An 11,784-nucleotide genomic window follows, 5' to 3' on the forward strand; every position below is an offset into this window, starting at 1 on the left:
AGCCGTAAGCTCAGAGGCGATATAATGGTTCAATGGGCGCTCGCAGGCCGTCTGGGAGGAGCCGCTGCTGTAGCCATCACCGTCCACATCCGCGTACCATAGCTGACCCGGATATTCATTGGCATCCATGTCGTCGCAATCCGTGTTGTTACTCACATAGTCTGCAGGGACGGAACAGGCCTGGGTGGTTGATGCCGGATCCCCATAGCCATCGCCATCGGTATCGGCGTAATAGGTGGTTTGAACCCCTTCGTCTATTTGACCATCACAGTCGTTGTCAATGCCATCACAGATCTCGATAGCATCAGGATGTATGGCCGCATCATTATCGTTGCAATCGCCAGAGGTGGCCGTAAGCTCAGAGGCGATGTAATGGTTCAATGGGCGCTCGCAGGCCGTCTGGGAGGAGCCGCTGCTGTAGCCATCACCGTCCACATCCGCGTACCATAGCTGACCCGGATATTCATTGGCATCCATGTCGTCGCAATCCGTGTTGTTACTCACATAGTCTGCAGGGACGGAACAGGCCTGGGTGGTTGATGCCGGATCCCCATAGCCATCGCCATCGGTATCGGCGTAATAGGTGGTTTGAACCCCTTCGTCTATTTGACCATCACAGTCGTTGTCAATGCCATCACAGATCTCGATAGCATCAGGATGTATGGCCGCATCATTATCGTTGCAATCGCCAGAGGTGGCCGTAAGCTCAGAGGCGATGTAATGGTTCAATGGGCGCTCGCAGGCGGTCTGGGAGGAGCCGCTGCTGTAGCCATCGCCGTCCACATCCGCGTACCATAGCTGACCCGGATATTCGTTAGCATCGGTATCGTCGCAATCGTCGTTGGTATTGGATTCACCAGTATCCGGCGTCGTTGTTGTTGAAGACACTGTAGTGGTGGAACCAAAGCCATCCCCATCGGCATCCACATAGCGCAGGTAGTTCCCGTCACAGTCCTCGTCGATGTCATTACCTGCCACTTCAGTAACACCAGGGTTAATAGCTGCATTTCCGTCGTCACAGTCATCATTGGTATTCGATTCGCCGACATCAGGTGTACTCGAAGAAGAGGAAACCGTTGCAGTGGTTCCATAACCATCACCGTCGGCATCCACATAGCGCAGGTAATTCCCGTCACAGTCCTCATCGATGTTATTACCCGCCACTTCGGTGGCACCGGGGTTAATCGCCGCATTTCCGTCGTCACAGTCATCATTGGTATTCGATTCGCCGACATCAGGTGTGCTCGATGAAGAGGAAACCGTTGCAGTGGTTCCATAACCATCCCCGTCGGCATCCACATAACGCAAGTAGTTCCCATCGCAATCTTCGTCAATGTCATTACCCGCCACTTCTGTAGCGCCGGGGTTAATCGCCGCATTTCCGTCGTCACAGTCATCGTTGGTATTCGATTCGCCGACATCAGGTGTGCTCGATGAAGAGGAAACCGTTGCAGTGGTTCCATAGCCATCCCCATCGGTATCCACATAGCGCAGGTAATTCCCGTCACAGTCCTCGTCAATGTCATTTCCTGCTACTTCGGTAGCATCAGGGTTGATGGCAGCGTTGGTATCATCGCAATCCAGGCTGTTATTTGATTCGTTTGTATCAGGTGTGCTGGTTGATGAGGACACCGTCGCAGTGGAACCATAACCATCCCCATCGGCGTCCACATAGCGCAGGTAGTTGCCATCACAATCTTCGTCAATGTCATTACCTGCCACTTCCGTGGCACCGGGGTTGATGGCCGCATTTCCGTCGTTACAGTCATCGTTGGTATTCGATTCGCCGACATCAGGTGTGCTCGATGAAGAGGAAACCGTTGCAGTGGTTCCATAGCCATCCCCATCGGTATCCACATAGCGCAGGTAATTCCCGTCACAGTCCTCGTCAATGTCATTTCCTGCTACTTCGGTAGCATCAGGGTTGATGGCAGCATCTGTATCATCGCAATCCAGGCTGTTATTTGATTCGTTTGTATCAGGTGTGGGCGTTGAGGACGATACGGTTGTGGTTGCCCCATAACCATCATCATCCGCATCCACATAGCGGAGGTAAGCGCCGTCACAGTTCTCATCGATATCATTACCTGCCACTTCCGTGGCACCAGGGTTAATCGCGGCATTTCCGTCGTCACAGTCATCATTGGTATTGGACTCGTTAGTATCGGGTGTGCTCGATGAAGAGGAAACCGTTGCAGTGGTTCCATAGCCATCCCCGTCGGCATCCACATAGCGCAGATAGTTACCATCACAGTCCTCATCGATATCATTACCTGCCACTTCAGTGGAATCGGGGTTGATGGCGGCATTGGTATCGTCACAATCCAGGTTGTTGTTTGATTCGTTTGTATCAGGGGTACTGGTCGATGAAGACACCGTTGCGGTGGAACCATAACCATCACCATCCGCATCCACATAGCGAAGGTACGCGCCGTCACAGTTTTCATCTATGTCATTACCTGCCACTTCCGTCGCACCGGGATTAATCGCTGCATTTCCGTCGTCACAGTCATCGTTGGTATTGGACTCGTTAGTATCGGGTGTCGCTGTTGTTGAAGACACTGTAGCAGTGGAACCATAGCCATCGGCATCGGCATCCACATAGCGCAGGTAATTCCCGTCGCAGTTCTCGTCCACGTCGTTACCCGGAACTTCCACCTCTCCAGGGTTAATGTCCGCGTTGGTATCGTCACAGTCCGTGTCATTACTGACGTAACCTACAGGGGCCGAACAGGCTTGAACCGTATCTAAGGCATCTCCGTATCCATCCGAGTCGCTGTCCCTATAATAGGTATTCGATCCGGTCACATCGGGATCATCGGCATCGGTAAGCCCGTCACAGTCGTTGTCCACACCATCACAGATCTCAGGAGCTCCCGGGTAGACCGTATTATCGCCATCATCACAATCGCCACCGGCTGTGGAATAGCCATCGCCATCCCCATCCGTGATCGATTGGGATGACCACAATTTCAAAGTGAAATTGGGATCACTGGCTGAAAACCCCTGTGAATAAACCCTGAAATAATAAGTGGTTCCTATCGTTAAACCGCTACGGGTAACTTCTTCAGTAGCAAAACTGTTGGTGATATCACTACATTCCAAAAGGGTCAGTCCACTGCAATCTCCAGAAAACAGACTGAGCCTACCGTTGAATAGAGGCTCCAAGGTAATGGTCACCTCACTAGTTTGAGCCACAAACGAATACCATACATCGTCGCGGGCATTGGCACTTTTGCTATTACATATCTCCGCTTCCTTGTTGGTCTCAGCTCCTCCGACAACAGATCCGCTGAAACCTATAGCCGAAGCGGCATCCATCCTATCCGTTTCCTGAACAACTAAAACCGCCCCATCACAGAGATCATTGGCCGGTGGATCGACTGCTAAAGTCGTAATATTCGGGGTGATCAACCAATTGCTGTAATCCCCGGATCCACAATCCGAGCGTATGGCCACCTGGTAGGTGGTACTGGCCATCAAGGCATTCTCTCCGGAGGTGGCATTGGTACCCCCTCCGGTTGATCCGTTAACCACATGGGAACCCGTGCCCGGGGTAAAGCCAGAAAGACCGATTTCCCATTCATAGTCAACAGGCGCAGGCCCCGTGCTCGGGGCCATCCAATTAAAATCCACGCGTTTGTTGGATAAATAGCTCACACGTGGGTCTTCAGGTTTATAGCACGTTGGTACTTTGATTAAAGTTACTGTATGCGTATTGTTATCACCATCACAGCTATTACTTAAATGAATGATGACCCGGATCTCCCCGGTTGGGATGTCAGCAGCCTGAAAGGTATAGGTCAATGGGGAATCCCCTTCGGCCAAAACAGCAGTCCCGTCCGCATTCCTGATGGTTATAAAATCAGGGTTAGTCAAATACGAAGATGTAAAGGTGTATTCTTCAGTTAGAATATTGGTAACCGTCTGGTATTCCCCGGCATAGATGGTATTGGTGATCTGTTCGGTATCCCCGGAATTGGTGGCCATATAAGAGCCATTCAATGTATTGCTGTCGCAGTTCTGGGCGTAAGACCATACAGAAATGAGGACAAAGAGTAGACAGGTAATTTTATTCATGCGATCCTATTTGATTTCGTTAAAACTATGGCTATTCCTTGGGAGAATTATAGTGTCAAAAATCCAATAAGATTAGGCTAAAAACATGAACGAAGTGGTGCTATATTAAATGTATCCATTAATTATGACGCGAGCATGCAAAACAGATTAAATGTAAATAATATCGATGAAATGAAACTGAAACGATATCATTTTCTGATAGCGATCGTTTCCTTTCACCGCATCAAGGCACCAAAGGGTCGGCAACAAGGGACTGAACGCTAAACCGATGTTATCGCTTAGCGTTTAATGACCTGCTTTACGGTTTGTCCGCCATCAGCATGGAGCTTTAGGAGATAGATCCCCTTATGCAGCTGCGATAAACGCTCTATTTTCACGAGTCCGTTCTCACTCGAGGTCGTGGCTTTGTACACCACACGGCCATTTAAATCGTAAAGCGTGATAGCTATGGTTTTGCCGTCAAAATAGTTGGAGAGTTGGACCTGTAAAGCCGAGCTAAAGGGATTCGGTACAACCCGAATGCTGCTGAAGTTAAGATCCTCCACCGACAGCCCTTCACAGGCATCGCCTATACCATTAGTGTTGGCGTCCTCCTGTCCGGGATTCGGCGTGTTCGGACAATTATCAATACAATCGGCCACGCCATCGCTATCAGTATCGGTAAATCCTTCATCCGTCTGACCGTCACAGTCGTTGTCAATACCATCACATATTTCAGCAGCACCGGGGTTAACATTCAGGTCCCCATCATTACAATCCGTATTATCGGAAACATAACCCACAGGGGCTGCGCAGGCCTGAACCGTATCATTGGCATCGCCAAAGCCGTCATCATCGCTATCACGGTAAAAGGTGCTCTGGTCTGCCACACTCGGATCATCACTATCGGTCAGACCATCACAATCATTGTCGATACCATCGCATACTTCCGTGGCATCAGGGTTGACGGCCATATTGGCATCATTACAATCACCGCCCACGGAAACGTAGCCGACAGGTGCCGCACAGGCCTGAACCGTATCGTTCGCATCACCATAGCCATCGTTATCGCTATCGCGGTAGAAAGTGGTCTGTCCGGTCACACTCGGATCGTTATCATCTATCAAGCCGTCACAATCATTATCAATCCCGTCGCACACTTCCGTGGCATCAGGATTAACACTCGCCTCAGTGTCATTACAATCCGTATTATCGGAAACATGATCCGCCGGCTGTGTATTCGCTAAAGTTGAAGTATTGCTATCCCCAAAAGTGTCTCCATCGGCATCCAAATACCAGGTGAGCAGATCAGCACCATCGCAATCCTCATCGACCCCATTATCCGGTATTTCGGTTGCACCGGGATAAATCCCATTATTGGCATCATTGCAATCGGTATTGCTTAAGCTGAATCCTGCCCCCGGATCGGAACAATACAGTGCACCGGCATCACTCGCATCACCATATCCATCACCATCCCCATCAACATAGTATGTGGTCTGTCCTGTAACAGAGGGGTCCGCATCATCTATAAGACCGTCACAGTCGTTATCAATACCGTCGCACACTTCGGTGGCATCCGGATTAACATTCGTCTCGGCATCATTGCAATCCGTATTATCGGAAACATAATCCGCAGGTTGTGTATTCGCTAAAGTAGTAGTATTGCTATCCCCAAAAGTGTCACCATCGGCATCCAGATACCAGGTCAGCAGATCGGCACCATCACAATCCTCATCGATCCCGTTATCCGGTATCTCCGTTGCACCGGGATATATAGATGCGTTGCCATCATTACAATCGCCACCAGCAGTTGAATAGCCATCGCCATCCCCATCCGTGATCGATTGGGATGACCACAGTTTATATTGAAAATCCGGACTTGAGGCGGAAAAGTCCTGTGAATACACTCTGAAGTAATAGGTGTCTCCAACGACCAGACCAGAAAAGGCGATGGATTCATCACGTGGTGCCAAAGTTTTATTAGCATCACTGCAGGCCTCATTCATCAATGAGCCACAGTCTCCGGAGAACAAAGTTAAAATACCATTAAAATCCGGCAGCAATTCGATGTTGATTTCAGTGGTCTGGGCAATAAATGCATACCATACATCATCTCTGGCATTATCAGTATCGCCACCATCGCAGTTCTCACCTTCAAAATTGGTCTCAGCTCCATTGACCACAGAGCCCGAATATAAGGTTGCATTAGCAGTATCTGTGTTCGTCTCCTGCACTACAAGTAAGGCGCCATCGCATAGGTCATTGGATGGCGGATTACCCGCATTTGTTGTAAACCCCAATGGCCCAAGCGGATCACTAAAGCCATTTTCACTGCAATCCGTATAAATATAAATATCATATGCCGTACTCGGTGACAATACGTCTCCGGAACTGGCTTCCAGGGTAGAGGCGTCCGTGCTGCCTGAGAATAGCACCTGTCCCTGATCATTCCCCTGCAATACAATGACCCATGAATAACCACTCGGCACTGCCCCCAAAGATGGAGCGCTCCAGTAAAAATCGATCCTTGAATTAGACAGGTAACTTATACGTGGACTTTCAGGTTTCTGACAGGTCGTAGAGGAGGCTGTCAGGTTTAACAAGGTAGCCTTCAGGTTGATATCATCAATAGCGCAAGTTGCATCCTTATAATAATACAGTCGAATAATGCCATTGGGTATGTCTCCCAGAGTAAAGGTAAAGTTAATAGGTGAGGTCCCACTTTTTAATACGTTACCATTTTCATCGGTAAGGGTGATGTAGTCGTTAACAGGTGTCCCAATATTGGTATGGGAGGCTGTAAACTGGTACTGCTCCGCAAGAATGCCCGACACCTCTAAATAATAGCCATGACCAACAGTTGTATCTAAAGTTTCCACAACTCCTGAGTTGGAGGCTGTAATGTCAGTGTCATTGTATTTTGAACCACCGGTACAATCCTGGGCAAAGGCGTTAAGAGCTAAAATTAGTATTAGTACAGTAAAGTAGATCTTTTTCATAAGGATAAGGGTTATTTAGTAACTACTAATGTAGCACATAATCGACTGAAATACAGGGATAGTAGATGTATGACTAAAAAAATTGTTAACCTGCAAGCCTCATGATAACCATAGTGATATAGGGGTGAACATAAACCCCAATGTAGTAAAATGATTACTCCTTATTTATCACTTCGCTTACAATTCAAAATTAAAACATATTAAATTGATAATCAATGAACTAATTGTTAATAAGTTTTTTGAATTTAGGCTTTGAAATGTAAAATAAAAATTACTTTTGCGCCGGAATTAATCGTTTTTGGACGTCCAAATCGCTGAAAGGAACGTATTAATAACGACATTTTGGGGGATTGATTAATAGCAATAATCACATAATTTGTTTTTTATTCCTACATTTTTCATAAAATAAACAGTATTTAATCGATTAAACGCTAATAAATCAGATTATATGTTTATTGTTTATTATATTTGATCCCGAATTTAACCTATGATATGATGAAAAAGATTTTACTTTCTCTTGGCTTTGTTGTGTATGGAATTTATGGTTTACATGCGCAATGTGATAGTACACTCCCAGTTAGTGAAGATTTTAGCAATACGTTTGCTGTTAATAGTTGCTGGACCTATATTGATGCAGATGGTGATGGTTTGGGCTGGTCTGTAACAGCTATGGATGGTAGTGGCAACAAAGGTCTGAAATCAAAGTCCTTTGCCGGGACAGCACTAACACCAGATAATTGGATCATCTCAAATGCCATTAATTTACCCTCATCGGGTTCTTTAACACTCACCTGGAAAGTTAGAGCTACCTATTGGCAATATGATGCCGAAAATTATTCTGTTTATGTGGCGAATGGGAATAGTATCTCGGATTTTACTTCTAGTTCCGTAGTATTTACTGAGAATTTGGAAGGTAGTGATGCCAGCGGTGTCTTCGCGAATAGAAATCTTAATGTTTCTTCACTCGCTGGACAAACCGTTTATGTTGCTTTTAGACATTATGGTGTGACTGATCAATTTGAAATTGACATTGATGATTTTGCAGTTACTGATGGAGGCTCCAACGGAGGACCAACTTGCAATCAACAATCGAAGAATTTCCCTGTCTCCGACAATACCCTGAGCTATTCCGGTTCCGGAACCGGTGAGACTGCGATCACCTTACCGGCGGACAGTCAGGATATTTCATTTACCATTAGCGGTTTGAATTCAAAAACCAAAGGTAAGGGCAGCACCCAGTTTATTGATATGGTGGATGTCACATATAATAATACGACCTTTACCTACAGTGGGTCTAATATAAGTTCTAAAACATTCAATATTTCAGGTCCCTCTGATGGCATCAGTATCAGATTGTACAACGGATTAAGTGGTTCTAATCAAACACTGAGTGTCACCTTAAGCGATGTCACCTATTGTTCTGATAGTAATCCCCCGCCATGTGTAGATGCCAATAACAACGGGATTTGCGATGTGGATGAACCTTCGGGGGATTGTGCTCCTAAGTCCAAGCCTTTCGGAAATGGCACACTATCCGGCACAAACAGTACGACCCTGAGTTTCGAAACTAACAGCCAGGACGTGTCCTTTACTATAAGTAATATCGGAGACAAGCAAAAGGGGAAACCTACTGGTCATTATATAGAGGAAGTACAGGTGACCTATAATAATGGTATCGATTACGGCACGTTTCGAGGCGACCAGGTGAGCTCTGTATTCGTTGAGATACTTGGAAACGTGAGTAATGTAAGGATAGCTCTGAGAGATGCTTTAGGCAATACTTCCAGTATCAGTGTAAATTTAAGTGAGGTGGCCTATTGTGTCAGTGGGACTTCGGCGAAATCGGTATCTTCAAAATCTATGGTATCTAGTATTGAAACGCCTTTATCTGAAGAGCGCGTTAAAATCTATCCGAATCCGGCCTCAGATGTTTTACACATAAAATACGGTAGTTCTGATACCTTAAAGAATGTTAAACTCTATAACCTAACCGGAGCATTGATATTAAATAAGTTCATAACGAATTCGTTTGATGCCTCCTACTCCCTGGATATCAGTGATATTTCCGGAGGAATGTATTTGTTACAACTGAGTGACGAAAATGATCGCGTTATCCAGACGAAACGGCTCGTCATTAAGTAATAAAATAACTACAGGCAGCCAACTCAAAAATTATGGAATGAGATATGAGAGGGTCCGAATCCAACATGGTGAATTTGGACTCTTTTTGAATCATTAAATCTGGTTGTCTTGTTTCTTTCGAAGATTTCAAGTTTTTAAAGATGCTTGATATAAAGTTTAATACTTATTTCGATATTTGAAATTTTTGGACAGTTCGCTCTAGTGAAAAAAGGGCGTTAGTCATATTATAAATTTATTTATTGTATTACTTATCTTACTTTAATGTTAAATAATTACGTATTATATCGATAAAATACCAATTATTAGGTTAATCTGTAATCTTATTTATATATTTACTTCGAACTCAACCTATTATCTTATGAAACAAATTATACTTTTTTTAACAATCCTGACCTTCATGATAACTGGCTACGGACAATGTCATGATACTTTACCTGTGACGGAAGATTTTAGCAATACCTTTGCTGTTAATAGTTGCTGGACTTATATAGATGCAGATGGCGATGGACTCGGCTGGTCCATCACTAGTATGGATGGAAGTGGAAATAAGGGACTAAAATCTAAGTCCTTTGCCGGGACAGCACTTACGCCAGATAATTGGATCATCTCAAATGCCATTAATTTGCCTTCATCTGGCTCCATAACACTATCCTGGAAAGTGAGAGCTACCTATTGGCAATATGACGCGGAAAATTATTATGTGTATGTTGCTGATGGTAATACCATTTCTGATTTTTCTTCTAGTTCTGTAATGTTTACTGAAAATTTAGAAGGCAGTGATGCCAGTGGTGTCTTCGCAAATAGAAGCCTTAATATTTCATCTTACTCAGGCCAAAGTGTTTATATTGCATTTAGACACTATAATGTTTCCGATCAATTGGAAATTGATATTGATGATTTTCAAATCACATCTTCGACATTAGGAATTGAAGATTTTGCAGCCTTTAATTTCAAACACTATTATAATGTAAAAACCAAAGATGTTGTATTGAAATCAGATACACCTCTTAAGTCAGTTGAATTATATAATATTCTGGGGCAACAAGTGATGCATAGGACATTATCTCAAACAGAAGAAACCTTAAACGTTGCAACTATTACTGATGGTATGTATATTGCAAAAGTTCGGATAGATGACATGGTTGGTTCTTTTAAATTTATTAAACAATAATATATATTCATTTTCTAAATTTGATAAAGTAAAAAGAGCAGCCAAAAGGCTGCTCTTTTATTTTCATTTAAATTAATTATTAACTAGTTACTTCTGATCAGTGGAAGAGACTATTTTCTTCACTAATGTACCTTCTTTGGTTGTTAACCTGACGAAATACATCTGATCATCATTCCCTGATAGATCAATATTGGTTCTATCATAGGTGCCTTTCAGGTAACTGGTGTTCTCAGCCTGTCTGATCAAGGCCCCTTTGATATCGTATACATCAATCTTCACATCGGTGTCATATTCGAACTTATAGCCGATATTCACCTCATTCTGGAATGGTACCGGATAAGCGGTAAAGTTCACTTTACCATCTGGTTTACCCCAACCACCTGTATCTACTGTACATTCTGTATCCATAAAAGATGCATTGAGTTCTAAATCTATGTCATCATAATCCCTTTTCTCTCCTGGAATATGCATATCATCTGGATAAGGTATATCCCTATCACAGATAACAGCATGTGCAATGAAATAGAATTTTCCGGTTACTCCAGTTTTAGTTGCCTCCCAACCTGGATAATAGTCTCCATCTGGTATATTCGCATTGTAAGGGTATTGACCCGGTGCAACAGTATACTCTTCAGAATTTACCTTGGTTGGATATGGATCACATCCGACAAATAAATGTACTTCAGAAATTAAATACAATGGTACTTCATCTGTGCCTGGATTATCATCATGATCCCAAGTTAATAGATCATAAGAGAAATTAACCGTTCCACTATCATATGTTACAACCAAATCCCCTACATAAGTACCTTTACTTAAATCACAACGTCCGGCACCTCTGTATACAGCATATCTGTAGGTACCCTCTGTGGCTATCGTATTTGTCCAACCCCATCGTTTAAAGCCATCATTCCTGAAACAACTGCTATAGGTATCCTGAGTATCATCTTCTATAACAGAATCAAAGCCTCCAACGTCCTCTGTTGCCACCGCAAATGCGGTTCCACAATTTGGTGTACAGTCATAAAATTCTACAGAAACCTGACATGTATTTGTACAACCTGTACTGGTTTCGGTAACTGTAACCGTTAAATTGTAGATACCTTCCGGTGCATTGAATGTTGGATCTGATGAAGTTACATCACTAAAATAAGATGCATCTGCTCCACTCCATACAAATGTATATGGTCCGCCATTGCCTCCTGATCCAGAAACATGCAATTGAATTGCCTGGCCTTCACAGGCTAATGGATTATCAGCGTATGCGCTGCATGCTGGGTTGGCATAGATCTCTAAATCTACTGTATCGGTATCCTCACATCCGTTGGCGTCTGTCACTGTCAAAGTGAAGGTATGAACGCCTACAGGTGCATTGTCCAATGTTGGATTAGCGATGTTCGTTGCACTCAA

6 protein-coding genes are annotated in these 11,784 nt (G+C 44.4%); 3 read left to right on the plus strand and 3 right to left on the minus strand.

The genetic code is table 11. The annotated features are described in order from the left end of the window. The coding region (locus MR041_RS15470; protein ID WP_277926374.1) for a putative metal-binding motif-containing protein at positions 1 to 4,080 on the minus strand (4,080 nt) is incomplete at its 3' end. Positions 4,081 to 4,215: 135 nt separating this feature from the next. Between MR041_RS15470 and MR041_RS15645 the strand changes: the two genes are divergently transcribed. Continuing rightward, on the plus strand, positions 4,216 to 4,344 hold the full coding sequence (locus MR041_RS15645) for a hypothetical protein (protein WP_277926375.1): 129 nt from the start codon (positions 4,216 to 4,218) through the stop codon (positions 4,342 to 4,344). 14 nt (positions 4,345 to 4,358) lie between these two features. Here MR041_RS15645 and MR041_RS15475 read toward each other — a convergent pair whose 3' ends face one another. Beyond that, a complete protein-coding gene (locus MR041_RS15475) occupies positions 4,359 to 7,061 on the minus strand; it encodes a MopE-related protein (RefSeq protein ID WP_242095158.1) in 2,703 nt (900 codons plus the stop codon). Positions 7,062 to 7,553: 492 nt separating this feature from the next. Between MR041_RS15475 and MR041_RS15480 the strand changes: the two genes are divergently transcribed. Together MR041_RS15480 and MR041_RS15485 are read left to right on the plus strand one after the other, a co-directional pair. Continuing rightward, entirely contained in the window at positions 7,554 to 9,203 is a 1,650-nt protein-coding gene (locus tag MR041_RS15480; protein ID WP_242095159.1) for a T9SS-dependent choice-of-anchor J family protein, read from the plus strand. A 358-nt stretch (positions 9,204 to 9,561) separates the two neighbouring features. Next, positions 9,562 to 10,374, plus strand: a complete 813-nt coding sequence (locus MR041_RS15485) for a T9SS-dependent choice-of-anchor J family protein (protein WP_242095160.1) — start codon at positions 9,562 to 9,564, stop codon at positions 10,372 to 10,374. 87 nt (positions 10,375 to 10,461) lie between these two features. Here MR041_RS15485 and MR041_RS15490 read toward each other — a convergent pair. Continuing rightward, a partial coding sequence (locus tag MR041_RS15490; RefSeq protein ID WP_242095161.1) for a T9SS type A sorting domain-containing protein occupies positions 10,462 to 11,784 on the minus strand: 1,323 nt, incomplete at its 5' end.

It is taken from the genome of Aestuariivivens sediminicola (assembly GCF_022662015.1).
Classification (GTDB): Bacteria; Bacteroidota; Bacteroidia; order Flavobacteriales; family Flavobacteriaceae; genus Aestuariivivens; species Aestuariivivens sediminicola.

Excerpts from the sequence above, each read along its gene's own strand:
- MR041_RS15645 (WP_277926375.1), top strand. The coding sequence starts at position 4,216 with ATGCAAAACAGATTAAATGTAAATAATATCGATGAAATGAAACTGAAA.
- MR041_RS15475 (WP_242095158.1), bottom strand. The coding sequence starts at position 7,061 with ATGAAAAAGATCTACTTTACTGTACTAATACTAATTTTAGCTCTTAAC.
- MR041_RS15480 (WP_242095159.1), top strand. The coding sequence starts at position 7,554 with ATGATGAAAAAGATTTTACTTTCTCTTGGCTTTGTTGTGTATGGAATT.
- MR041_RS15485 (WP_242095160.1), top strand. The coding sequence starts at position 9,562 with ATGAAACAAATTATACTTTTTTTAACAATCCTGACCTTCATGATAACT.